At 69.6% G+C, this 23,086-nt stretch carries 20 protein-coding genes; 3 read left to right on the top strand and 17 right to left on the bottom strand.

What is annotated here, in order from left to right; all coding sequences use genetic code 11:
- Positions 1-64: 64 nt before the first annotated feature.
- Positions 65-1,873, top strand: coding sequence for a putative bifunctional diguanylate cyclase/phosphodiesterase (locus tag ACYVG5_RS14780; RefSeq protein WP_222050014.1), 1,809 nt, complete (start codon positions 65-67; stop codon positions 1,871-1,873).
- Between the two features lie 18 nt (positions 1,874-1,891).
- On the opposite strand, the gene ACYVG5_RS14775 is transcribed toward ACYVG5_RS14780, so the two are convergent.
- The 6 genes from ACYVG5_RS14775 to ACYVG5_RS14750 form a co-directional block, all read right to left on the bottom strand.
- Positions 1,892-2,110 (bottom strand): hypothetical protein, encoded by a 219-nt coding sequence (locus tag ACYVG5_RS14775; protein ID WP_222050015.1) that lies wholly within the window; start codon positions 2,108-2,110, stop codon positions 1,892-1,894.
- 57 nt (positions 2,111-2,167) lie between these two features.
- A complete protein-coding gene (locus ACYVG5_RS14770; protein ID WP_222050016.1) occupies positions 2,168-2,950 on the bottom strand; it encodes a thioesterase family protein in 783 nt (260 codons plus the stop codon).
- Positions 2,951-2,998: 48 nt separating this feature from the next.
- Positions 2,999-3,751, bottom strand: a complete 753-nt coding sequence (locus ACYVG5_RS14765; protein ID WP_222050017.1) for a fumarylacetoacetate hydrolase family protein — start codon at positions 3,749-3,751, stop codon at positions 2,999-3,001.
- Between the two features lie 34 nt (positions 3,752-3,785).
- Positions 3,786-4,787: an alpha/beta fold hydrolase gene (locus ACYVG5_RS14760; protein ID WP_222050018.1), complete on the bottom strand. Its 1,002-nt coding sequence runs from the start codon at positions 4,785-4,787 to the stop codon at positions 3,786-3,788.
- Positions 4,788-4,854: 67 nt separating this feature from the next.
- Complete coding sequence (locus ACYVG5_RS14755; protein ID WP_222050019.1) at positions 4,855-5,406, bottom strand: hypothetical protein; 552 nt, start codon at positions 5,404-5,406, stop codon at positions 4,855-4,857.
- 93 nt (positions 5,407-5,499) lie between these two features.
- Positions 5,500-5,931, bottom strand: coding sequence for a nucleotidyl transferase AbiEii/AbiGii toxin family protein (locus tag ACYVG5_RS14750; RefSeq protein ID WP_460683302.1), 432 nt, complete (start codon positions 5,929-5,931; stop codon positions 5,500-5,502).
- Here ACYVG5_RS14750 and ACYVG5_RS14745 point away from each other — a divergent pair.
- Positions 5,887-6,042 carry a hypothetical protein gene (locus ACYVG5_RS14745; protein WP_460683303.1) on the top strand — a complete coding sequence of 52 codons (156 nt, stop codon included), beginning with the start codon at positions 5,887-5,889 and terminating at the stop codon, positions 6,040-6,042. The genes ACYVG5_RS14750 and ACYVG5_RS14745 overlap by 45 nt on opposite strands.
- A gap of 41 nt (positions 6,043-6,083) precedes the next feature.
- Here the strand turns inward: ACYVG5_RS14745 and ACYVG5_RS14740 are convergent, their stop codons facing one another.
- The 5 genes from ACYVG5_RS14740 to ACYVG5_RS14720 all read right to left on the bottom strand — a co-directional run bounded on the left by ACYVG5_RS14740 (position 6,084) and on the right by ACYVG5_RS14720 (position 10,948).
- Entirely contained in the window at positions 6,084-6,725 is a 642-nt protein-coding gene (locus ACYVG5_RS14740; protein ID WP_222050021.1) for a type IV toxin-antitoxin system AbiEi family antitoxin domain-containing protein, read from the bottom strand.
- 129 nt (positions 6,726-6,854) lie between these two features.
- On the bottom strand, positions 6,855-7,733 hold the full coding sequence (locus ACYVG5_RS14735; protein ID WP_222050022.1) for a hypothetical protein: 879 nt from the start codon (positions 7,731-7,733) through the stop codon (positions 6,855-6,857).
- Positions 7,730-8,368, bottom strand: a complete 639-nt coding sequence (locus tag ACYVG5_RS14730; RefSeq protein WP_222050023.1) for a MerR family transcriptional regulator — start codon at positions 8,366-8,368, stop codon at positions 7,730-7,732. The genes ACYVG5_RS14735 and ACYVG5_RS14730 overlap by 4 nt, the downstream gene beginning before the upstream one ends.
- A 47-nt stretch (positions 8,369-8,415) precedes the next feature.
- Positions 8,416-9,609, bottom strand: a complete 1,194-nt coding sequence (locus tag ACYVG5_RS14725; protein ID WP_222050024.1) for a Fic family protein — start codon at positions 9,607-9,609, stop codon at positions 8,416-8,418.
- Positions 9,610-9,703: 94 nt separating this feature from the next.
- Positions 9,704-10,948: an MFS transporter gene (locus tag ACYVG5_RS14720; protein ID WP_222050025.1), complete on the bottom strand. Its 1,245-nt coding sequence runs from the start codon at positions 10,946-10,948 to the stop codon at positions 9,704-9,706.
- 1,154 nt (positions 10,949-12,102) lie between these two features.
- Here ACYVG5_RS14720 and ACYVG5_RS14715 point away from each other — a divergent pair.
- Positions 12,103-12,396 (top strand): transposase, encoded by a 294-nt coding sequence (locus ACYVG5_RS14715; RefSeq protein WP_222050027.1) that lies wholly within the window; start codon positions 12,103-12,105, stop codon positions 12,394-12,396.
- Positions 12,397-12,634: 238 nt separating this feature from the next.
- On the opposite strand, the gene ACYVG5_RS14710 is transcribed toward ACYVG5_RS14715, so the two are convergent.
- The 6 genes from ACYVG5_RS14710 to ACYVG5_RS14685 form a co-directional block, all read right to left on the bottom strand.
- Positions 12,635-15,685, bottom strand: coding sequence for a type III restriction-modification system endonuclease (locus ACYVG5_RS14710; RefSeq protein WP_222050028.1), 3,051 nt, complete (start codon positions 15,683-15,685; stop codon positions 12,635-12,637).
- 34 nt (positions 15,686-15,719) lie between these two features.
- Positions 15,720-17,576 (bottom strand): site-specific DNA-methyltransferase, encoded by a 1,857-nt coding sequence (locus ACYVG5_RS14705; protein WP_222050029.1) that lies wholly within the window; start codon positions 17,574-17,576, stop codon positions 15,720-15,722.
- A 114-nt stretch (positions 17,577-17,690) separates the two neighbouring features.
- Positions 17,691-18,317: a Fic family protein gene (locus ACYVG5_RS14700; RefSeq protein WP_222050030.1), complete on the bottom strand. Its 627-nt coding sequence runs from the start codon at positions 18,315-18,317 to the stop codon at positions 17,691-17,693.
- Positions 18,317-18,457: a hypothetical protein gene (locus tag ACYVG5_RS14695; RefSeq protein ID WP_460683296.1), complete on the bottom strand. Its 141-nt coding sequence runs from the start codon at positions 18,455-18,457 to the stop codon at positions 18,317-18,319. Before ACYVG5_RS14695 ends, ACYVG5_RS14700 begins: the two co-directional genes overlap by 1 nt.
- A gap of 103 nt (positions 18,458-18,560) precedes the next feature.
- A complete protein-coding gene (locus tag ACYVG5_RS14690; protein WP_222050032.1) occupies positions 18,561-19,232 on the bottom strand; it encodes a DUF4391 domain-containing protein in 672 nt (223 codons plus the stop codon).
- Positions 19,229-22,513: a helicase-related protein gene (locus tag ACYVG5_RS14685; protein WP_460683295.1), complete on the bottom strand. Its 3,285-nt coding sequence runs from the start codon at positions 22,511-22,513 to the stop codon at positions 19,229-19,231. The genes ACYVG5_RS14690 and ACYVG5_RS14685 overlap by 4 nt, the downstream gene beginning before the upstream one ends.
- Between the last annotated feature and the right edge of the window lie 573 nt (positions 22,514-23,086).

The raw sequence follows: 23,086 nt of genomic DNA, 5'->3' as shown, positions 1-23,086 counted from the left end.
CGGGTCGACGGACCGCTGAGCCGGCTCGGGGCCACCCGATGGAGGGAAACCGCGGCGGTTCCCGGTGGGTCCGCTGCAGTGCGGGCGCCCGGCGTTCGATGTCCTGGGTATGCGGATCAGCTGGACGGCGCCGGAGGTGGCCACCCCGCGGGTGATCGCCCGGACCGCCGGACTGCTCACCGCGCTGGGTGGCCTGGCGGCAGTGGTGCTGGTTCTCGGCTCGCCGGGTGGGCTGGCCGCCGTCCATCCGGGGGTGGTCGCGATCGCGCCGGTCACGATGGGGCTGGGCGTGGCGATCATGCGCTGGGGCGACCGTGTTCCGCGCGGCTTCTTCCACGCGCTGATCGCCTCCGGCCTGGTTGGTATCGGGTTGTTCGCCCTGATCGCGCCGACCATCGACGGCGCGGTGGCGGTGCTGGCGCTGACGGCGTTCGCCTCGATGAACTCCTTCCTCTTCTTCGCCCCGGTGTGGGCCGCGGGTTACCTGGTCGAGCTGCTGGTCATCGGCGCCGTCGTCGTGGTGCTGCGGGGTGACGTGGCGATCGGGCCGGCCGTCGTCCTCGGGATCCTGGTGCTGGGGGTGGCCGGCGTCGTGGGCGTCCTGGCCCGCCGGGCCGCCAGCGCCAGTGAGGACGCGCTCACCGGCCTGATGAACCGGCGCGGCTTCGACGAGGCGCTCGACGTCGCGGTGCGGACGGCAGTGCGCACCGGTGAACCGCTGTCGGCGGCGCTGGTCGACCTCGACCACTTCAAGATGGTCAACGACACCCGTGGGCACGCGGCGGGTGACGAGATGCTCCGCGCGGTGGCCCGCACCTGGACGCCGCTGCTGCCGCCCGGCGCGGTCCTCGCCCGGCACGGCGGCGACGAGTTCTCGCTGCTGCTGCCCGGGCTGGACGGCGGGCAGGCGCTGGCGTCGGTCGAGCAGCTGCGGGCGGCGCTGCCGGGAATCGGCACCTCGGTGGGCGTGGCCGAGCTGGAGTCCGGTGACTCGGCGGCGCAGCTGATGCGGCGGGCGGACTCGGCGCTGTACCGGGTCAAGTCGCTGGGGCGTGGCCGGAGCGAGCTTGATGCGGGGGGCTACAGCCCGCTGGCCCGCGACCTGGTCGCGGCGCTGGCGGGCGGGCCGGGGTCGGGCCTGGCCGTGCACTTCCAGCCGGTCGTCACCCTGGCGGACGGCGAGGTGGCCGGGGTCGAGGCCCTGGTGCGCTGGACTCATCCCGACCGGGGGCCGGTGCCGCCGGGAGAGTTCGTCGCGATCGCCGAGCAGGAGGGGCTGATCGGTGCGCTGGGCGCGTTCGTCTGGGCGGTGGCGTGCCGGGATGCCCGGTCGCTGTGCGAGGCGACCGGGCGGGAGCTGTTCCTGACGGTCAACGTGTCGGGGCTGGAGCTGGACGACGCCGACTTCCCGGAGCGGGTGCTCGCCGTCCTCGCCGAGACGGGCTGGCCGGCCGAGCGGACCGTGGTGGAGGTGACCGAGAGCCTCGTGGAGGCCGAGTCGACCCGCTCGGTGCGGGCGCTGCACGCGCTGCGGGAGCACGGCCTGCAGGTGGCGATCGACGACTTCGGCACCGGCTACTCGGCGCTGTCCCGGCTGGACACGCTGCCCACCGACTACCTGAAGCTGGACAACTCGTTCGTCTCGACGATCACCACGTCCAGCCGGCGGGCCCGGCTGCTGCGCAGCGTGATGGCGCTGGCCGACGCGCTGGACCTGACCCTGATCGCCGAGGGCGTGGAGACCGGGGAGCAGGCCCGCACGCTGACCGCGCTGGGCTGCCCGATGGCGCAGGGCTACCTGTTCGGCCGGCCGCAGCCGGTGGATGAGCTGGTGGCGTCGCTGACCGCGCTGCCGGCGGCCGCCGGTCTCTGACGAGTGCGCCCGGCGTGACTACGCGGTGCGCTGCACCGGCTGGTGGCCGGGGTGGTCGGCCGGCGAGGCGCAGCAGGCCGGGCGGACCTCGTTGGCCGGGATGCGCTCGGCGTCCAGCCGCTTGCGGAGCCGGCGCACGGTGGTCTCGCCGCCGGTCAGGTCGTGCAGCCAGCCCTCGAGGTCACCGGTGGCCGGTGGCACGTCGTCCTGGCTGGGGCGGCCCTTTCGCGTCCACATGATCCGGTTCTCGGCAGTCCGCCCGGGCAGCGTGACCGGCTTCCCGGTGGTGGCCCGTCAGCGGGCTCGGACGAGCAGCGGCTGGGACACCTCGCCGATCGATCCGCGGGCGTCGGCGAGCGTGCCGTGGCACAGGCCGATGCCGTCGGCGGCGATCTGGGTGCGGGCGGCCAGGTGCACCCATTCGCCGTCGGGCTCGCGGGTCAGGTGGGTGGTCATGCCCGGTGGGATGGACCACCAGCTGTCGATCGGGAGCTCGGCGGAGATGCCGTTGGCTGCGTCGGCGGCGATGAGGGTGCGGTCGAGTCCGGTGAGCGGCCGGCCGGCGATGAGCGGGACGCGGACGTGGGTCCACACGTCGGCCGCGCCGGGCTGGTGCGGGGAGCCGGCGGTGTAGCGCCAGTCGAGGGCCTGCCCGAAGCCCCAGTCGGTGAGGTCGGGCAGCACCTGGGCGGACTCCTCGGGGACCGGGGGCGGCGGCGTCAGCTCGGTGACGACCGGCGGCGTCGGCCCGACGGACAGCGACCAGACCCGGGCGACGGCGACGGTGCGGCCCTCGACGGTCATCACCGCCTCGGTGAGGTCGATCCGGCGACCCGGCCGGACGGGGGAGACCTCGACGGTGAGCTCGCGGCGGGGGATCGCGCCGAAGAAGTCGACGCTGATCCGCGCCGCGCGGTGGCCTGCACCGGTTGCCCGGGCGGCGTCGGCGGCGAGGTGGGCGAGCAGTGCCGACGGCGGTCCGCCGTGCTGGGCGCTGTGGTCCCAGGGGCTCTCGGTGGCCCGGGTCGGGGTGAAGCGGTTGTCGCCGAGCGGGAGGTAGAAGGCCTCGAGGTCCATGGTGGGCAGTCTGGCCGAGCGGCGTCGGCCGGCTGACCGCGGACCGGCTCAGGCGCCGATCGTGGCCTCGACGGTGCCCAGACCCTCGGCGCTCACCTCGAGGTGCGCACCCGGTCGTACCCGGATCAGCCCGAGCGGCGTGCCGGTGAGGATCAGCTGGCCGGGGCGCAGGGAGAGGCCGGAGTCGGCCAGCTGCCGCGCCAGCCAGCGCACCGACCCGGCCGGCCCGCCGGGGACGCCGTCCATCGGCCCCTCCTCGACGCGGGCCCCGTCGATCCGGACGGTCAGCCGCCCGGTCAACGGCTCGTCGTCGTGCCACGGCAGCTCTGCCGCCGGGGGTGGGAGCACCACGCCGGCATGGATGCCGTTGTTGGCCACCAGCTCCTGCAGCGTCGGCGGCTGACCGCGGAAGACGTAGTTGTGCAGCTCGATCACGGGGAGGACCCGGGCGATCCGGCCGTCGTCGCCCAGGCGCACGGCCAGCTCGCCCTCGATCGCCAGCCCGTCGTGGGCGGCGGAGGAGATCTCGCTGCCGGTGGGGTGCAGCTCGGTGTCGTACAGGAAACCGCGGATCGGTCCGTCCAGGCCGAACTGCGCGCGGGTGCCCGGCCCGGTGCACCCGACCTTGTAGCCGACCACCTGCTCCTCCGGAGCGCGCAGCGCCGCCACCTCGCCCTGCACCCGGTAGGCCTCGTCGAGGCTGAGCGGGGGCCGGCCGGGGTCGGCGAAGAACGTGCCCGGCGTGCCGGCCCGGTAGTCGGCGAGCTGCCGGGCGGCCAAGGCGTGGACGAAGTCGGTCATGCCCGCACCGTTCCCCGGACCGGGCACCTGGCAATCAGGTGTCCAGCCACTCCCGGACGGCGGCGCGCAGGAAGGCGAGGTCGGCCGGGTTGGTGCTGGGGTTGCCGGCGCGGTGCCCCCACACGCTGGGGATGGGGCGCAGCTCGGCCGCGGCCAGGTGCGGGAGCTCGGCGGCGTTGTCGGCGACCCGGAAGTACAGGTCGGTCTCGCTCGGGAGCAGCAGCACGCGGGCGCGGATGGCCTGCAGTGCGCCGGTCAGGTCGCCGCCGGCGCTGATGTCGGCGTGCAGCCACGTCTGCAGCTCGGCGTACAGATCGGCCGCGGCGAGGGTGAACCGCCCCTCCCAGTCGGTGCGCAGGAACGCCTCCAGGTCGGGGGCGCCCAGCGCGGTGCGGTAGAGGCCCTGCCGGTAGAAGTCCTGGCTCAGCCCCCAGCCGGCGTAGACGTGGGCGAAGGCGCGCAGGGTGGCCTGCGGCTCGGCGGAGAAGCGGCCGCCGCCCCGGTGCTCGGGGGCGGCCTCCAGGACGCGCAGCAGGCCGGACAGGAACACCTTGTTGTGGTCGGCGGTGCGGGCGCTGCCGCAGACGACGATCGCCCGCTGCACCTCCTCGGGGTAGAGCGCGGCCCAGTGGTAGGCCTGGATCCCGCCCATCGAGAAGCCGTAGACGGCGGCGACGGTGGAGGCACCGATGTGCTCGGTGACCAGCCGGTGCTGCGCGCGCACGTTGTCGGCCGGCGTCACGACCGCCGGGTAGTCGTCGTCCTGCGAGGCGCTGCTGGATCGGCCGTTGGAGAACAGATCCGGGACGACGACGAACCAGCGCGTCGGGTCGAGCACGCCGTCGGGGCCGATCAGCCAGGCGAGGTCGTCCGACGTCGCGCCGAAGCTGCACGGGTAGACGATCACGTTGTCCCGGGCGGCGTTGAGCGTTCCGTGGGCCTGCCAGGACAGCCGGGCGTCGCGGATCGTGCCGCCCCGCTCGACCGGCAGGTCGCCCAGTTCCAGCACGCCACGGTCCATCGGCCAGGAGGTCATGGCCGGACGCTATCGGCGTCCTGCGACGTTCGGGTCAGCGGCAGCGTTCCCGGGAGGCCCGCGGTCGTTACCGGCCGGTCCGGTACCCGGCCGGACGGATCGGGATCGGCCCGACCACTGCGCCCGCCGGGTCCAGCGCGGTGACCCGGGGCGGCCGCCGCGTCCAGACGACGACCGCGCAGCCGTGCGCGGCCACCGGCACCAGCCGGTCGTCGACGCGCAGGACGGCGGCCTCCTCGGCCACGCGCAGCTCCGCCCACCAGACCCAGCGGGCCGGGCGCCGGAGCCGGCCGGTCGAGGTCCGCGCGGTGCCACCGCCGCCGTAGCCCACCGCCGGGCTGCCCAGGTCGGCCAGCCGTGGACGGGCCTCGGTCGCCTGGTGGCCGGGGCCACCGCCGCCGCCGAGCGGCCGCCAGCCGCCGTCGGTCCGCTCCAGGCTGTGCGTCTCGAGCAGCGGGACGCCGCTGACACCCCGGCGCAGAAACATCGTGACGGCGACGTCGCCGTCCCGGTCCACGGCCAGCGGCAGGTGCCGGACCCGCCGGCTCAGCCTTGTGTGGCTGGCCGGCGGCGCGCCTCCGAGCAGCCGGACGCTCTCGGCCAGGGCGTCGTAGCTCACGGCGCCGACGCTACGGGCGCGGTTCCTCCTCGCGGAAGGCGTCGGGAGCGCGCTGCTTCCGCTCGTCCTGGGCGCGCCGCCAGCGCAGAGATTTCAGTGGCTCGGCGAGCAGGCCGGCCCGGTGGTGGTCAGTCGTCGGGGGAGGACACGGCGCGGGCCCAGTGGGCGGCGACCTCGTTCAGTGCCACGGCCGCACCGACTTCGATGCGTCCCTGATGAGCCAGGGCGGCGAGCCACTCGCCCTCCGTGGGAGGACGCGAGAACATCCACGGCCGGACGTCCCCCGCGCACGCGGATGTGGATCGAGTCCCCGACCACCAGCACGCTGGAATCGGCGCCCCGGGTGTCGGCGAGGGCGGGCGCCCAGGCCACGCTCCCGTGCGTGCGCCGCAGACCGGCGGCCACCGCGCTCTCGATGCTCCGGCCGACGTCCCTGCGCGGGGCGGACGTGATCAGGTCGATGTCCTCGCTGAGGCGCAGGTGCGGCAGGAAGGTGCGGGAGAGTGCGGTGCCGCCGATGAACACCAGGTCGTCGACGAGGTCCGCGCGGGACAGGGCCGCCAGCACATGGCTGACGGCGTGGTCGCGGAGCACCTGCTCGTCAGCGACGCCGAACTGCTCTCGGACGTGCCGTAGCTCGGCAGGATCGAGGCTTCGCCGGGCCGGACGGCCCCGGGTCATGGCTCCAGCTCCGGTTGCGGGTGGTCGGTGCGCAGCCGCTGCAACGTCCGCACCATGCGCTGGTTTCGCGCCAGTTGGTCCAGGCGCTCCGGTGCGCACCGCGGGAGCAGGGTGCGCACGGCGGCCTGGGCTTCGCCGGGCATGTCGCCGAGGGTGGGCCGCTTGGTCAGGTCCAGCACGGTCTGCTCCGGGGTGGTGACGAGCGCCGGGCCCAGATCGGTGCGCACGAGCGTCGCATCGAGAGCGTCGACGTCCCGGGTCACGAACGTAATCACGCCGGCCGGGCGGTCGAGCACCCGAAGCGGGCGGTGCTGGGCGGGGACGGCGACCATCGCCCGGGTGATCGCGCGGGGCAGGGCGCCGTGCAACCGGGCCGCGGTCAGGTGCATGAGGACGGGGACCCGCTCGCCGTACAGGGCGGTTGCTGTGCCCGCGGCCAGTGCTTCGAGGGTGGGCAGCCAGGCAGTGTCCTGGTCGTCGGGTAGGGCGTAGTAGATGCCGGGGGCGGCTCGGCGGACCCGTCCCTGTCGGGTCAGCCGGGCCAGCTGGACGTTGGGTTGCGTGTAGACGGTCGCGAGGTCCTGCGGCCGGACGGTGCGCAGCGGCGCGCGCGTCATCGCCTCGGGCAGCTCGGCCATGATTCCTCCAACGGTCTGCAGAAGCTTATCCGTCAGATAAGGTATCGGCTAGTGACGAGCTGGCCTTGAGTGCCGCTGGGCCGTGGGCGAGCGTCGGGACGCCTGGTCCCGGGATGTCGTCGTCAGGCGTCAGCCCAGGAACCCCAGTGGCTCGGTGACCGGGATGCCGGCGAGCGCCTGCAGGGTGAGCAGCGCCAGCAGGGCGGCGTAGCCCCCCGACACGACGGCGACGACGCGGAACCGGGTGCCCGGATCGGCCAGTGCGGGCAGCCGGCGGGCCAGCGCCTCCAGCGCGAGCGTCAGCAGTGGTAGGGCCTGCAGGGCGTGCATGCCGACGAAGTGCGGCACGCGCAGGTCGCCGCCGGTGGTGCTCCAGCCCAGCAGGGGCAGGCCCGGGCCGTCGTCCGGAACGCCGACGGCGTGTGCGCCGGCCACCCCGGCGAAGCCGTCGAGCTGCTCGGGCGTCGGCGTCGTCATGAGGAAGGCCACCGCCATGCCGGCCAGTCCGAGCACCAGACCGGCCCGGATGGCGAGCTGCCGGGCGGCGTCGTCCGGACTGCGCCACAGCAGCGCCGCGAGGACCAGGGTGACCAGCCACACGACCGCGATCGCCGTCCCCATGGTGGCCCACAGCGTGGTGGCCAGCGGGGAGGAGACGTTGAAGTGGCTGGTGGTGCCGGCGGCGACCGCGCCGGTGATGATCACGATCTCGACGACCAGTGCCGCGGTGATCACCCCGGCGACGATCCGGCCGGCCCGCTGGCGGCGCTCGGGCAGCCGGTCGAGCAGCCAGGCGATGGTGACGGCGTAGATGCCGATGGAGATGGCGAACTTCAGCGGTTTGAGCCAGCCGTTGCGCCCCACGATCTGCACCGGGTCGACGACCGCGAGGACGGCGGTGACCACGGCTGTGACGGCCATCAGCGCGGCGAGGGCCAGTAGGGGGCGGTTCGCCGGCCGGGTGAACGGCGCGGGGGTGGCGGTCGGTCGGTGGTCGAGGACGGTCACGACGGGCTCCCGGGGGTGGGTCCGAACCGGCGGTGGGACTCGCTGGCCTGGGCCATCCGGCGCAGTCCGGCGAGCAGTGCGTCACCGAGCACGGTGCCGACGACGACGGTCTGGGCCGCCGTCGCTGGGCCTGCGTCGATGTTCTTGGTGATGCAGTCCAGGTCGGCGGCGGCGACGAGTTCCGCGGACTGGAGGTAGCCCGGCAGTGCGGCGGTGAGGTCCTCGCGGCCCAGTGCGCGATAGCGGTCGAGCACGGCGGCGGCCGCCGGGAGGCCGGGGTTGTCGTCGAAGACCTCCCACCCCTGTGCCCAGGCGGCATCCTTCACCTGCTGCAGCGACTCCGCCGTCGGTGGGGTGGTCGAGCGGGGGAGCGAGGCCTGCGCGATGCCCAGGGTGTCGCCGAAGGGGTGGGCCGGGTCGTCGGCGGCGGACAGCACGTCGCGCGCGGCGGCGACGCTGAGCCCGCCCACCTCGATCAGTGACCGGATCAGCTGCAGGCGGGCCAGGTGCTCCTCGCCGTACTTGGTCTGGTTGTAGCCGGTGCGCTCGCCGGCCGGCAGTAGACCTTCGCGGGCGTACCACTTGATGGACGCCGCGCTGACGCCGCTGCGGGTGGCGAGCTCCGATATGCGCACGGCGATAGTTTCGCTATCGATAGTGGGGCTGTCAATAGCCGATGTCGTCAGCCCACCGATCGCCGCCCGGCCCGGGTGGCGAAGGCGTCCAGCGCGTCGAGCACCTCCCTTGCCTGCCACATCCGGTTCCGCTTCTGGCCGGTGAACTCGGTGAGGACGCCGGCCTCGATCAGCGGTGCCAGGACGCGCACGGCGTTCTGCGGTGGTGCGCCCAGCTCGCGGCCGACGAGCGGGGAATCGAGTACGGGTTGCCGCAGCAGGAGGTCGGCCACCCGCCAGGCGCCGGCGTCGGCCCGGGCCCGGACGGTGTCCTGCCACCCGGCCCGGATCGCGCGGAGCTCCTGGACCAGGGCGGCCGCATTGGTGAGGGCAGCGAGCGTGCCCCGGGTGAAGGCGGTGACGACGGCGTTCGGATCGCCGCCCCGGTAGGCGGTCAGGGCCGCGAAGTAGCCGTCGACGTCGGTCAGCAGCCCCGCCGAGACCGGCACGGTGACCGACCGGGTGATGCCGTGGTGCCGGAGCAGGGCGTGCACCAGGGCGCGGCCCACCCGGCCGTTGCCGTCCGGGAAGGGATGGATGGTCTCGAACTGGGCGTGCGCGATGGCGGCGAGCACCAGGCCGGGGACGTCCTCCCGGCGGGCGAAACGGGCGAGATCCTCGACCAGGTCGGGGACCTCGTCGGCGACCGGGGCGACGTACTCGGCGCCGTGTGGTCCGTGGGAGTCGCCCCCGACCCACACCTGCGCCGTACGCCATCGCCCGGCGATGTCGGGTGCGCTGTCGCGCAGCAGGGCGCCGTGCATGGCCAGGATCGCATCCGGGGTCGGTTCGGCGGCCAGGTCGAGGGCTGCCTGCATGGCATGCACGTTGCCGACGACGGCCTCGGCGTTGCGGGTGGACGGCCCGCCCAGCTCGGCGACCGCGATGGCCCTCGCGCCGGAGGTGAGCTGCTCGATCCGGGACGAGGAGGCGGACTCGGTGCGCAGCAGGACGGCCGCGAACGGGGTGCGGTCGGCACCCGTGCGCGCGTCGAAGCGGGCGATCTCGCTGACGGCCTCCTCGGCCGCCTTCTGCACGGACGGGTCGAGCACCGGGTGCCGGTCGGAGATCCGGGGCACGACGGCGGCGCGGTACGGGCCGACATGGCGCAGACGTACGGCGCGAGGGACGACGTCGTCGGGCAGGCTGGGCCGCCACCCCACCTCTCGCGCCCCGACCCGCGGCCAATCATCCGCGAACATGCCTGAACCTTATTCGCACTTGTAGGAAGATGTGCGAGCAAGGCGTTGTCGTCACTCGGATGAGCGTCCAGGTCCCGTGCGGCGTGGGACGGGTTCAGGCGGCGACCGGCTCCGGCTGCTCGACCCGTCGCGTCGACGCGACGTGGGCGAGGCCGGCGGCGACGACGAACGCGGCGGCGACGGCGGGCAGCGCGAGCGCGGTGCCCGCACCGAGCCGGTCGACGACGACGCCGGTTCCCGCGGACGAGACCGCCTGGCCGACGACGACCGCGGACCCGAGCATCGTCATGGTGGTCGCGGACCGGCCGGCCGGGCTGAGCTTCGCGGCGAGGCTGTACTGGGTGACCAGGGTCGGACCGATGCCGCAGCCGAGGACCGCGAGGGCGACGACGAGCGCGGGGACCGAGCGCGCGCACGCGTAGGCGACCGCGGCGGCGAGCAGCAGCGACCCGAACACGAGCCACCGCGCCGGCAGGCTGAAGCGCACCGGGAAGGCCGCCGTCCCGAGCGCCAACGCGGCCGACCCGATGCCCATGACGCCGTAGAGCAGGCCGGCGCTGTCGCCGCTGCCGTCGGCGGCGAGGAACCCGGTGAGCGAGGTGAGGATGGCGCCGAAGAAGAGGCCGATGCCGAGGGTGCCGGCGACCACGGTGAGCAGCGGGAAGCGGGCGAGCTCCCGGGCGGGCGCCTGTGCCGCCGTCCGCCCCGAGGCCGTGCCGGGGGAGACCCGGCCGGTGGGGTGCAGGGCGAACCAGGTGACGAACACGAGCGTGAGCACCGCTGCGCCGCCGATGGCCAACTCCGGGGCGAAGGCGGTGGCGAGCAGCCCGACGAGGAAGGGGCCGACGATGAACACCGTCTCGTCGGCGGCGGACTCGTAGGCCATGGTGCCGTTCAGCACCTTCTCCCGCCGGTTCCCCCCGACCGTGCGGCGGACGATGGCGACCAGCCGGGTGCGGGACATCGGGGCGATCTGCGGTGCCGTGGCACCGATCAGCACCGAGAGCGCGAGGACGACGAGGTTCGGGGCGGTGCTCGCGACCAGGAACGGGAAGGCACCGAGCAGGGCGGCGTTGGCCAGCCCCACGGGGACGAGGGCCCGGCGCTGGCCGAACCGGTCGGCGGCGGCGCCGAGCAGCGGCCCGGCGAGCGCGGTGCCGATGCCGGCGGCGGCGGAGTTGAGCCCGCCGAGGGTCACCGACCCGCGCTCCGCGACAACGAGGGTGAGTACCCCGACGGTCATCATCGCGAACGGCAGCCGGGCGATGAAGGCGATCGGGAAGTAGGAGAGCCCGGCGTGCCGGATGAGCTCGTAGCTCGATGAGCGCGTGTGGAACATGACCTCTGCTGGCGGATCAGGCGTGCCGCCTTGCTCTACCGGGGACGCCGGCCGCAGGTGTTACACACGAGTTACGGGAATGCACCGACGATAACGGACGGGCGCGGGAGCCGGGCCGGCGCCGCGGGTGTGACGGATCCGGCGCCGTCGCGGGGCGCTGTCCTCCGTTGGGCTGGCGCGGTGCGGCACCGGGTCACCGGCGTCGATCCACGTCCCATGCCAGCCGGTCCCGTTCCCGCCGAGAGGTCGCTCCGGTCGACAGCGCTGGGGTGGCTGTGCGGCAGCGCCGCGGATCAGCGTCGCCATGGGAACATGCACGAGCGCATGCCGATGGCCACCTGTTCGGATCGCGCTCGGCGGCAAGACCCTGCGGGCGTCGGTCTGGTACGGGCCGTGGCTGCTGCTCATGTTCGTGTTGACCGGGGTCGGCATGGTCCTGGGTGTTGCGGCGCCCGGCGTGGTCCGCCAGCCGAAGGTCGTCGGCGCCGTCACCTTCAGCTGCTGCAGTTGGCCATGACGGTGCAGGCGGTGCTGACCGGCGGGCTGGACAGTCCGCCGCTGATGCTGCTCGTCGTGCCGCTGTTTACGCAAGTGGTGCTGTTCCGGCCGCAGGTGCTGCTCGCCGCGGTGACCGGCTGGTGCTGGTGCTGGCCGCAAAGCTGCTGCCTCGCAACGAGGCCGTGCCGCGCTGCCGCCCCCGGCCGGACGCCACCGGGTACCCGGCGCGATGACCCCTGCGCACTACCGGCCTTAACTTCGGAGGCGAGAGCTAGAACCCGAAGGCTCCGAGAAACCACGCGAGGAAGAGAAGGAACAGGAGGATTCCGCTCACCTGAACCACCGTCTCGCGGACCATTCCTGCCCAGTCGCGTTTGGGTGGCTGACCGCCTTGACCCATCACCGGCGCAGTCTCACCACGTACACCGCGCATTCAAGGTCGCCACGCCCATCCGGGCTCGGGCTACACGCGGTGGCAGGGTGTTCGCCACGATCGATCAAGATCCCCGGAGGGCTCCCAGGGTGGGATGCATCTGCTCTGCTCAGGACGCGCCACCTGGGGGATTGACCCAGGTCGGGTGACTCCTTGACCTGCCCTAGGCCTAAGTTGCCTCGACAGGTCTGGGGATTCCGGCCTTGCTGCGGAGGGTCATGCCGTGCTGAAACCGTATCCATCTGAGTTCCGTGCCCGTGCCGTTGCCCTTTTCCGGACCGGTAGACGGATCAGCCGCGCCGCAGTCGAGCTCGGCGTCAGCGAGGCCGGACTGCACAACTGGGTCCGGCAAGACCGCATCGATTGGGGCGAGATCCCCGGCCCCACGACGAGCGAGAGCGCCGAGTGGCAGCGAGCGCGCAAGCGGATGCGCGAGCTGGACCTGCAGGTAGATCTCGACCATGAATCGGCGTTCCTGGCCGAGGAGCGACCGCTCCCAAAGGATCCACCCGGGTGATCGACAGGCTCGTCGGGTCGGGCGGTGCGGGGACGCGGTCGGACGCGGCGATGTCGTCGGCGCCGAACATCCGGACGCCAGAGTTGCTAACGGCGGCCGGCGCAGCAGGTCGACTGTCGCGGGCGCCGTCCCCGGCATCGCGACGAGGGGAGGTCAGGCTGGGAGTCGATGACCAACCGGAGCCTGGTCCCCGCCAGCTTCTGATCGTCGAAGAGGATTGGCCGAATTGGGTCGCCGGTCATCCGACGAGCTGCCGCAGCTGGGCGAAGTCAGTGACGACGTCATAGCTCACCTGGTCGGCGGACGCCTTCGCGTTGAGCGTCGCGAAAAACTTGCGGGCGCACTCGATCTTCGATTCTTCCACGCCTCGCAGCTGCAGCGTGGACAGCGAGCCCTTCGTCTCGGCGACGAAGTAGACGTGCTTGACGCTGCCCTCATGGAAGGCGACAGCCCAGTCCGGGTTGTAGTTGCCGACCGGGGTGGGGATGGCGAAGCCGCGGGGCAGCTTGGCGTAGACGACCACCTCGTCGCTTGTGTCGAGAGCCGTCACGAAGCTGCGCTCGACCTGCGAGTCGGCGACGACGTAGTCGTAGATGTGCCGCTGCGGGGTGGGAGTGGCGGTGTCGAGGCGCAGCTGGCCCTGGTTCTGGGTGAAGATGCTCCGGTCGTACCGGGTGTCGAGCACGTCGTAGGTCAGGTGCTCGATGATCGCGGTGGCCTTCTGCTCACTGATCAACCGGGCGCAGCGGGCGATGAACTGCTCGGGGTTCCTCGGGTACTTCGCGAACGTGTCCGGCCGGATGCCGGTCAGGATCGCACCGACGGTGCGCCGGGTCAGCTGGGTCTTCTTCGCGATCTCACCGATCAGGTCGTACTGCACCCCGGACGCCGCCGGATGGGTATCCAGCGTGCTGCTGGTGCGGGTCCGGGTGAACCCTTCCCCCGATGCGAGTGTCTCAGCGGACAGCTCGGCGTTCTGCGTGCCGTGTTCGACGACGTACTGCAGGGCGTCGACCGTCAGGTGCTCGTCGACGGCGCGCACCGCCTTCGCGACGAGCTCGGCGGAGTCGAACTCGACCTGGTAGATCGCCTTGTGGTTGATCTGGTTCCACAGCGCGAGGAACTCGGCCTTGTCAATGTTCTTGTTCGGCAGCAGCTGCTTGGTCGTGCGGCTGTTGTCGGGCCTGGGAACGTCGATGTACAGCGCGTCGACGACGGGCCAGACGGCGTCGATCACGGGTGGGGCGAGCGCCGGATCCTTGGGTGAGATCTCGGCGTGCTCGGCGCGGGCGACCTTGTAAGCCTCGGAGAGGGTGTCGTCGTCGTTGAGGTAGTCGTTCTGCAGCAGGTACCTGTAGATCGCCCGGGCCAGCGCCGGCTCGATGGTGCTGGCCCCGCTCGAGAGCTGGATGGTCTTGCCGGTGAAGTACTCCTGCGAGGCGACGCGGGGACGGCCCTTAAGCGAGTCGCTGATCTCCTTCTGCAGGCCGTCGACGAATGCTGTGTAGGACTCGTCGGTGACGACGGTGAGTTCGTTGACGTCGTGCACGATGGCAGCGTCGGTGATGCGCTCGCCTTGCTGGTTGACCGCCAGGCGCAGGCCCCGGCCGATCTCCTGGCGGCGGGAAACGGTGTTGTCGCTCTTCTTCAGCATGCCCATAACGAAGACATTGGGGTTGTCCCAGCCCTCACGCAGCGCCGAATGCGAGAAGATGAACCGGGTCTTCTCGGGGAAGGAGAGCAGTCGTTCCTTGTGCTTGAGGATCAGGTCGTAGGCGTCGACGTCCTTGGACTGCCCCTTCTCGTCGCCGGTTCTGTTGATCTCGCCGTCTACCTGGCGCTTGTTCTTGTCGATGGAGAAGTAGCCCTGGTGGGTGTCCCGTGCAGGGATCGAATCCAGGTAAGCGCGGTACGCCGGGTCGAGCGGCAGCTCGGCCAGGTGGTCCGCGACGGCGGTGGCGTACTCCGTTTCGAACGCGCGGGCGTACTCGCCCAGTGTGTCCGCGCGGGTGTAGTCCCGGTACTTTGCGACCTGGTCGATGAAGAACAGCGAGAGCACCTTGATGCCACGCCCGTGCAGCTCGCGCTCCTTGTCCAGGTGTGCGCGGATCACCTCGCGGATCTGGATCCGTCGCTTGGTCTCCTCGGTGGCGTCGGCGGTGAGCTGGCCGGCGGACAGGGTGTCGCCGCTGTTCAGCTCGACGACGTTCCGGACGGCGTCGATGTCGGTGACAATCAGCGGTTGACCACCGGGACGGTAGGCGGCGATGCCTCCGGAGAGCTCGAACAGGTTGTGGCCCAGTTCGAGGCGCTTGACCTGGCGCGTGATGGCGCCCGACGTGCTGCGTACCTCCAGCTCGACCCGGGCAGTGGGCTTGCTACCGGGCCTAACCTCGATCGTGTCCAGATAGAGGTAGGCCGTGCTGCCGGCCAGACCGCTGACGGTGATACCGCGGACGGCGATCTTCTTGACCAGCTTCTGCTGGTAGGCGTCGAGCGCGTCGAGCCGGTGCACCTTGTTGTGCTCGGTCTTGTGGGTGGCGGAGTAGCGCAGCAGGAGCAACGGGTCGAAATTGGCGAGTGACGCCAGCGAGGTGTCGCTGCTGATCTTCTGCGGCTCGTCGATGATCACGATCGGCCGGTTCGCCGCGACGACGTCGATGGGTTTGCGGCTGTGGAAGTCGTCGCGCTCGTCGTAGATCCGCCGGTTGTCCCGGCCCTTGGAGTTGAAGGCCTGGATGTTGATGATCATGACCTGGACGCCGGCGTCGGAGGAGTAGCTTTCGAGTTCGTGCAGCTGGCCGGAGTTGTAGACGAACGATCGCGGCTTGGTGCCGTAGGCCTGCTGGAAGTGCTCGGCGGTGATGTCAAACGTCTTCTTCACACCCTCGCGGATGGCGACGCTCGGCACCACGACAATGTACTTGGACCAGCCGTACCGCTGGTGCAATTCCAAGATCGTCTTGATGTAGACGTAGGTCTTGCCGGTACCAGTCTCCATCTCGATGTCGAGGTTGAGCGGGCCAGCCTTGCTCGGCACTAGGGCCGGTGACGGCGTGAGATTCTGTCGGCTCTGCACCTGCTGCACGTTGCTGAGCAGCTGCTGGTGGGACAGCTGCAACGCCGCGTTACGGAAGCCGTCGTCATCTCCCTGGATGGCCTGCTGGGCACGGGTACCCGGGTCGATGCGGTAGCGGACCGGGTCGACGCGCTGCTGCCCAGCGAAGCAGTCGACGACGGAGTTCACCGCATCCGTCTGGTACTGCTGGACCGTGAATTGGAGTTTCATGGCTCGTTGCTCTCCGTGATCCGCACGTCTTCGTTCACACCGTCCGCAGCTCGGTGTGCGGGGCGAGCTGGGCGAAGACCTGCTGGGCGTTGATTCGGTCGGCGTCGGTGGTGAAGGCGGAGTCGCGGAACACCGCGCGTTCTGGCTGGCGCTGGGCGATCGCGGTGATCACGTCGCGGGTCAGGGTTTCCGCGAAGCAGGCGATCAGGAGCCCCTCGTCGACGACGATCAGCTCGCTGTCGTCGACCGTCTCGCGGGCGATCGGTAGGCTCAGCTCCAACCCCCAGTCCAGTAGCACGTGGAACAGCAGATCCTCGCCGGTGCGCCCCCCGACGACACTGTCGGTCAGCATGGACAGCTGGTCCTGAGAGGTGTCGCCCGGTGGGCGCCCGACGTCGGCGGTGGTGGGCGTGTCCACCTTGAGCACCCGATAACCGACGTCCACGGCCATGTCATCGGTGTGAAGTTGCCCGATCTCACGGCCCGCCCGCCGAATGCGCTCCTTTGTTATGTCCGCGATCGATGCGTAGTCGCTAAGGGCCGCAGTCGAGTGGCGAGACGGCCTCTCGGGAATTTGAACGAGCACGAAGCGTCGTTCGCCGCCGCTTTTCTGATTGACAGACGCCACCGCGTGCGCAGTGGTGCCGGAGCCGGCGAAAAAGTCGAGGACGATCGAGTCGTCGGCGGTGGCGATGTTGATCAACGTCTCGATGAGTCGAAGCGGTTTTGGATTCTCGATGTAGTCTCCGCCCATTAAGGTGCGCAGCTCAGCACTGCCGGTGCGGGTGCGCCCAAAGCGCTCGTCAACAAATAGAGATCGAGGCTTAGTTCCTACTGTCGCATAGTTTTTGGTGTAGACGTTTCCATTTTGGAATACCAGGTCGCCCATCTGGCGTTGTACGCGTTCACGAGACCAGCGCCAGATAGCGTTCGGCCTTGTCGGGTCTTTGTGTGTAAGTCGATACGTAGTTCCGTCGGGTCCCGTCAAGTCGTAGTCCAGCGACGGAGAGTACTGCAAGTTCTGCTTGTCGAGGCGCTCAAGAGCGTACCGCCCGCCCTCGTCCAGCTGGCTGTAAGAGGTCGTTGCTACACCGTTCGGGTCAACGTTGAGATCAACCTTCGATAAGTTCCGCGCGAATGCGACTATATATTCATGGTCGACCGCAACACTGGAGCTGTCATTAGCTCCGCCGCTCTTACTCTTCCAAATGAACGTCGCCAAATGGTTGGCTTCTCCGAATACCGAACCGGCCAGTCGGACGAGATTTTGGACTTCGCTGTCGTCGATCGAGATAAAGATGGCCCCGTCCGTCCGGAGAAGGCTGCGGGCGAGCTTCAATCTCGGGTACATCATCGAGAGCCAGTCGGAGTGGAAGCGTCCGTTGCTCTCGGTATTGGCTACCAATCGGGTGCCGGTCTCGTCGACCTGGCCGGAGCGCGACAGGTACTCGGCGGTGGTCTCGGCGAAGTCGTCGTTGTAGATGAAGTCGTTGCCAGTGTTGTAGGGCGGGTCGATGTAGATCAGCTTGACCTTGCCCAGGTACGACTCCTGCAGCAGCTTCAGCGCTTCCAGGTTGTCACCCTCGATGAACAGGTTCTTGGTCGTATCGAAGTCCACTGACTCCTCGCGCACCGGGCGCAAAGTCTTGCGGATCGGCGCATTAGCAGCGAGCAGCGCCTTGCGTTTGCCTGGCCAGTCCATCCGGTAGCGCTCCTGCGGGCCCTCGACCACGTGGTCAGAGAGCTCCTGCCGCAGCAGGTCGAAGTCGATGCCCCGCCGGACTGTGCCGTCGGCGTCCCGGGTCTCGGTGACCACGGTCGGGAACAGCTCGGCCAGGGCCTCGATGTTGCGGACTGTGAGGTCCGGTGACTGCAGGTCCAGCTTCTCCACGTGGTGCCCCCGCTGCGCGTTACGTTCGGTATCAGCTTGCCTGCGTCAACGTAGTCAGTGCCGTGCCCGCGCCCGGTGACGGCTCGCTGGGCCGTCCCGTGCGCAGTCGCAGTCCTACTCGCCGAGTGGTCGGGTACCGACGAAGGCGGCCAGCTCGCGCGGATCGCGATGCCCGTCGTACTGGCGCAGCAGGTCGACGTAACGGCGCTTGTCGAGCTGCCAGTCGTAGAGGTCAGGGGGCTCGGAGTCCTGCGCTGCCACGAACACCAGGTCGGCGAGCAGGCGCGTCGTCCGGCCGTTGCCGTCGGTGAAGGGGTGGATCCTGACTGTCTCGGCATGCACGGCGATGCCGAGTTCGCGCGAGGTCCAGTCCCCGGTGTGCTGCCAGCGGTAGCGGATCGTCTCGACCGAGCCGCGCAGCTCGACGGCGATATGTTCCGGCGCGACACCGATGTTCAGCTCGCGCTGACGGAACGTGCCGGCCCACGCCCAGATGTCGTCGTAGAGGCGGCGATGCAGGTCCCGTAGGAAGTAGTCGGTCAGCAGCTCATCGAGCGCCAGTCCACCGTCGAGCACGACGGTCAACAGTTCCTCGGCGACGCCGTCCTGGATGGCCTGTTCGAGGTCGTAGACCGCCGCTTTGGTGGCGGAGGCGTCGAGGAGGTCCCGCGCGGTCGGCAGGAGAGCGCTCCACTCGTCGTCGGGCAGTGGTGTTTCGCCGTAGCCCGGCGTCAGCGGCATCAGCCGCGCTGGCGACGTTCGGCCAGGAATCGCTCGACACGCTCCGAGCGCACGAACCCGGTGGGCACAATGCGACGCTCGAGCTGCGCGGATGCCTTGGTCGATCGGATAACCGACCGCTGCACGGCCTTCTTGTTCACGACCCGACGTTCCACGTCTGCCACCTCCCGTCCCGGTTCCATAGCTACAGTCCTCAATGCTAGCGTCGCACGCTCCTGCCAGCCCCGCGTCAAGCTGACGGTGTCAGCCGGCGTTGGTCAACGTAGTCAGCTCTGCCCGGCGCGCCACCAACGCTCTCCGCAGGCCGGCCTTGCGGTTGAACTGCGGCTCGCTGTGCAGTTGCCTGCCCAGCGCGGCGATCTCACGTTCCAGCGTGCGGATCTGGGTCATCCGTTCGATCCCCTCGGCCAGCGGCTCGGCCGGCCGCAGTGGGTGGGGGAGCAATGCCCCGACCAGTTGCTCGTAGAGCCGCTGGATGTCCACGGCCACCGGTAATGGCACGCGATCGGCATCCGCCGGCACCCAGCCGGTGCGGAAGTACCCGCTCAGCCGCGGGTTCCGGGGCCCTGGCCGCTTGAAGCTGGCGGCCACCGCCTGTTCGGCCCACAATCCGTCGTCCCGACGAAGTTCGAAGACGATCGGCGACGGGATCGCTCTGTCGATCGCGGTCAACACGCTGGTGTGTACGTCAGCTCCCTTGAGATCGACCTCGAAGACCTGGATCTCGGCAACCGCTGCTGTCTCAGGCAGCCGCACGGACGCTTCGCCCAGCTTGTAGGCCCAGCGAACGTGGGCGACCTCGTCGACGAACCGCCGCCGGACCGCAGCGTCCGCGGACGTCTCCCGGTACAGCCGTTCCTTCGGCACCACCTGACCGATCCGGCCGGCCTCTGGCCAGCGGAACAGTGCGGTCATCCGGCGCTCTCGGGCTCGACCACCGCAAGGAAGGCGATCAGCTCGAAGTCGTCCAGCCCGGCGAAGCTCTGCTGCAGGGCCGTCGTCCGCGCGCTGCTGAAGAGGCTGTCGATGTCCCGTTCCTCGGTGACCTCCACCAGCGATCGGATGGCCTGGGTGAGCAGCTCCGAGTAGCCGGACATGTCCGCCCCCTCGGTGGTCGCCGTGTTGAAAACCCGGTAGGCCGCCGGCATCGGCTCCGACGTGCCGTGGCAGCTGCTGCGCACCAGGTCCAACAGGGTCTTGACCTGGGTGTGGTCGGTGACGACCTCACCCCGATCGTCCAGGTACACCAGGTAGTAGGGGTGCAACCGGTTGTGTCGGTTGACCGTCACCCGCTCGTCCACGCTGCGCAGCGCGAAGATCACGCCCGGGTGCAGGCCCTTCGCCGGCTGGGCGGGCACGACCGCGTGCAGCCCCTTCGGCGCCGAGCGGAGATCGCCGTACTGCTCGATGTAGCCCAGCAGGTCCATCCGGAAGTCGTTGAGCCCCAGGTCGGTCAGCGACACCCCCGTGCGCACATCTTCCAGCTCGATCACCTCGTCCTGCAGTTTGCGCAGCTGCTCCCGCCGAAATGCGGTGTCGCTGCCCTGCTGGGTGAGTAGGTTGTCGTCAGCGGTGGCCGAGAGGTCGGCGATCACCATCCGGTTCTCGACGCGTTCCTTGAGGTGGATGTACTCGTCGAGGGAGATGTCGGGCCAGAAGTTGACCATCTGGATGGTCGCGTTGGTCGAGCCCAGGCGGTCGATCCGGCCGAAGCGCTGGATTATCCGCACCGGGTTCCAATGGATGTCGTAGTTGACCAGGTAGTCGCAGTCCTGCAGGTTTTGGCCCTCGGAGATGCAGTCGGTCCCGATCAGGACCTCGATGCTCCGGTCGTCGTTGGGATAGATGAGCGCCTTGTCCTTCGACACCGGTGAGAAGTACGTCAGCACCTCCTGGAACTCGAACCCTTCGCCCAGGGTGGTCTTCGGGGTGCTCGAGCCGGTAACCAGGCCGAGCTCGATATCTGCGCCCGCGAGAGCGTCGCGCAGCTCCCGGTAGAGGTAGTTCGCGGTGTCGGCGAATGCAGAGAAGATCAAAACCTTGCGGTTGCCGGGGTTGAGCGGGTCGCGCAGCTTGCCGCGGATCTCCGTCTCCAGGCGACGCAGCTTGCGGTCGTGGGCGGGGGTGATGAGGTCCATGGCCTCGATCAGTTCGCGCAGCGTCTCCCGGTCGTGCCACAGGTCGCTGCGCCACGACACCGTGTCCATGTCGGCCAGCTCGATCGGGAAGCGCCCACCCACCGTGGTCGCCTGCCCGAGGTCGAAGTCGGCGTCCTCGGCGTCCAGTGCCTCGATGGCGCCGGCGAGGTCGTCGACGTTCCCGCTCGGGTCGTTGGCGCCGGAGGGGTCGCCGACGGCGGCCAGTGCCTGCTGGACGGCGCCTTCCACCTTGCGCAGCGTCAGCCGGAACGCCTCGACGGAGCTCTCCAGCCGCTTGAGCAGGTTCACCGTCATCAGCTGCTGCAGGCCCTGCTCCCGCCCAGCGATGCCCAGGTTGCCCCGTGCGGTCCCGCCCCGGACGTTGTAGAGGTCGGCGTACTTCTGTTGCTTGCTCGCGTGCACGTAGGACAACGGCGCGTACACCGCGAGGGTCAGTGCCTGTAGTTGCTCAAAGATCTCGGAGAAGGCCGGGGTTGTCGGGAGGTCGGTCAGCGGCTCCCGGATCGACACGGGTGGACGGCGAGTCGGGAAGGCGCCGATGTCGGCGGTGTCATAGAACGCCTGGATGTGCTTGCGGGACCGGGCGATGGTGACGGCGTCCAGCAATTCGAAGAAGTCGAAGTCCAGCATTCGCAGGATGCGCTCAGTGGTCCGTTCCTCGGCGGGCAGCTCTGACCAACGTGTGAAGGCGACCTGCGCCTCGCGGAACACCTGCTCCACCGAAGCAGAGATGTCCAGCTTGGCCGAGAGGTTCTCCGAGTCCCCCTCGTAGGCCAGAGCCAGCTGGTTCTTCAGGTCCAGGAATCGGTTGTTCACCGGTGTCGCCGAAAGCATGAGGACCTTCGTCTTCACCCCCTGTTGGATCACCTGCTGCATCAGCCGGCGGTAGCGGCTCTCGCTCTCCTCCGCGTAGTCCGCGTTGCGGAAGTTGTGCGACTCGTCGATGACGACGAGGTCGAAGTTGCCCCAGTTGACTTTTGCCAGGTCAAGGCTGCCGGACATCCCACGGCTCCGGGTCAGGTCCGTGTGGGCGAGCACCTTGTAGTTGAGCCGGTCCCGCTCGAGGATGTTTGTGGCGTACGGGCTGTTGTACGTCGTCCAGTTGTCAGCCAGCTTCTTCGGGGCCAACACCAGCACCGACTTGTTGCGCAGCTCGTAGTACTTGATCACGGCCAGTGCGGTGAACGTCTTCCCGAGGCCGACGCTGTCGGCCAGGATGCAACCGTTGTACGTCTCGAGCTTGTTGATGATCCCGCTGGCCGCGTCCCGCTGGAAGTTGTACAACCGGCTCCAGATCTCGGAGTCCTTGTAGCCGGTGCGGTCGTTAGGCAGCACGTCCTCGTTCACCTCGTCGAGGAACTCGGCAAAGAGGTTGTAGAGGATCAGGAAGTAGATCCGTTCCGGGCTGTTCTCTGCGTACACCGAGGCGATGTGCTCGTGCACCAGCGTCGTCACGTCCTGGACCCGCTCGGGGTCCTGCCAGACCTGCTCGAACATCTGCAGGTAGGCGGCGGCGTGCGGAGCCTCGTCCAACTTGTTGACGAAGTTCGAGACCGCGTCCCCGCGCTCGTAACCGAGATCGGCGGAGGTGAACCCCTGTAGCGATGTGTAAGCCAGGTCGCCGTCCACCACCGCAAACTGCTGCATCGGCGCGCCGGTCGTGTTCGACCGGAACCGGACCTTCGTCTTGATCCACTCGGCGCACTCGCGGGCGATGGCCCGTTGGGTCAGCTGGTTGCGGAGCCGGATCTCGAACTCGGTCCCGTACAGACTGGACTCGCGACGAGCTTGTGGGATGAAGAACTCGCGCCGTTCCTTGCGCACTCGATCGGTGGACTCTCCCGCCACAAAGGTCGGCGCGGTGAAGATGAACTCGAGAGCATCGATGCCCTCGAGTTCCTTCCGCAGCGCCTCGAAGGCGTAGATGGAGAACGTCGAGGCAGCGATCCGGACGGTCGAACCGTGACCGATCGAGGCCTTGAGGTCGTCGCCGAGCAGCCGGTTGACGTTGTCGATGATCTCCATCAAATAGCCCATCGAATGCTGTGTGGCGTGGCCGCGGTCAGACTGGGGGCGACGGCCAGCGCCACGGTTCGACTCATGTCACTGAAACTACTGACCATCACGTCTGTCGACGTTGATTGGCTGAGTCCGTGGCGGAAAGGGGTTAGCCTTACGAAGCTGCGCCCGACGACCAGTGCCGGAACGAGGGTAGACGGGCAGTGAGCACCGGTGACCGCGCCAGCGTCGGTGGACATCGCTGACGTACAACGCGTACCAGCCCAGGGCGATGAGGAATCGTCCGCAGGCGTCATAGCCCCGTTCGGATGGCCGTCTTCGACGCCGTGCGCGAGGACGCGTCGGGCGGCGGTGCCGACGATGTTGGGCACCAGGACGGTGACCGGTGCCATCGAGTCGCCGTTCCTCGCCTCGCGGACGGCGTCCAGAAGCTCCTCGAGCGCGGCGCGCCCGTATGCGGTCATGCGTTCCCCCGTTATCGGACTGCCGCGGACCGTAACAGCGACGGGTGGTCGTCTACATGCGTTTCGTCACACTCGCACCTACAGTCACCCTGGTTGGGGATCCGGGTGTCGCTGTTCCTGAATGGTC

It is taken from the genome of Modestobacter lapidis (assembly GCF_054780755.1).
This window is presented reverse-complemented; position numbering and strand designations above follow the sequence as displayed.

Excerpts from the sequence above, each read along its gene's own strand:
- ACYVG5_RS14775 (WP_222050015.1), bottom strand. The coding sequence starts at position 2,110 with ATGTGGACGCGAAAGGGCCGCCCCAGCCAGGACGACGTGCCACCGGCC.
- ACYVG5_RS14770 (WP_222050016.1), bottom strand. The coding sequence starts at position 2,950 with ATGGACCTCGAGGCCTTCTACCTCCCGCTCGGCGACAACCGCTTCACC.
- ACYVG5_RS14765 (WP_222050017.1), bottom strand. The coding sequence starts at position 3,751 with ATGACCGACTTCGTCCACGCCTTGGCCGCCCGGCAGCTCGCCGACTAC.
- ACYVG5_RS14760 (WP_222050018.1), bottom strand. The coding sequence starts at position 4,787 with ATGACCTCCTGGCCGATGGACCGTGGCGTGCTGGAACTGGGCGACCTG.
- ACYVG5_RS14740 (WP_222050021.1), bottom strand. The coding sequence starts at position 6,725 with ATGGCCGAGCTGCCCGAGGCGATGACGCGCGCGCCGCTGCGCACCGTC.
- ACYVG5_RS14725 (WP_222050024.1), bottom strand. The coding sequence starts at position 9,609 with ATGTTCGCGGATGATTGGCCGCGGGTCGGGGCGCGAGAGGTGGGGTGG.
- ACYVG5_RS14720 (WP_222050025.1), bottom strand. The coding sequence starts at position 10,948 with ATGTTCCACACGCGCTCATCGAGCTACGAGCTCATCCGGCACGCCGGG.
- ACYVG5_RS14710 (WP_222050028.1), bottom strand. The coding sequence starts at position 15,685 with ATGAAACTCCAATTCACGGTCCAGCAGTACCAGACGGATGCGGTGAAC.
- ACYVG5_RS14700 (WP_222050030.1), bottom strand. The coding sequence starts at position 18,317 with ATGCCGCTGACGCCGGGCTACGGCGAAACACCACTGCCCGACGACGAG.
- ACYVG5_RS14690 (WP_222050032.1), bottom strand. The coding sequence starts at position 19,232 with ATGACCGCACTGTTCCGCTGGCCAGAGGCCGGCCGGATCGGTCAGGTG.
- ACYVG5_RS14685 (WP_460683295.1), bottom strand. The coding sequence starts at position 22,513 with ATGGGCTATTTGATGGAGATCATCGACAACGTCAACCGGCTGCTCGGC.